Annotated in this window: 1 protein-coding gene and 1 pseudogene; one reads left to right on the top strand and one right to left on the bottom strand. The window is 76.2% G+C overall.

Annotated features, from left to right (window positions below):
- Positions 1-70 (top strand): annotated as a pseudogene (locus AOK23_RS51385) (30S ribosomal protein S14); the annotation flags it as partial.
- A 23-nt stretch (positions 71-93) separates the two neighbouring features.
- On the opposite strand, the gene rpsN reads toward AOK23_RS51385, so the two are convergent.
- Positions 94-261: 30S ribosomal protein S14 (gene rpsN / locus AOK23_RS49550; protein WP_079049368.1), on the bottom strand; the 168-nt coding region annotated here is incomplete at its 5' end.

The raw sequence follows: 261 nt of genomic DNA on the forward strand, positions 1-261 counted from the left end.
GGACGGCAGGCCGCGCGGCTCCTTCCGGGCGTTCGGACTGTCCCGCGTCAGCCTGCGGGAGCAGGCGCACCCCGCCCGCGACCGTCCCGTCCGTCACCAGGACGACTTGCGCACCCCCGGCAGATACCCGGCGTGCGCCTGCTCCCGCAGGCTGACGCGGGACAGTCCGAACGCCCGGAAGTAGCCGCGCGGCCTGCCGTCCACACTGTCCCGGTTGCGGACGCGGGTCGCGCTCGCGTCGCGCGGCTGCCGCGCAAGCTC

This window comes from Streptomyces torulosus (assembly GCF_001419765.1).
GTDB classification, from domain to species: domain Bacteria; phylum Actinomycetota; class Actinomycetes; order Streptomycetales; family Streptomycetaceae; genus Streptomyces; species Streptomyces torulosus.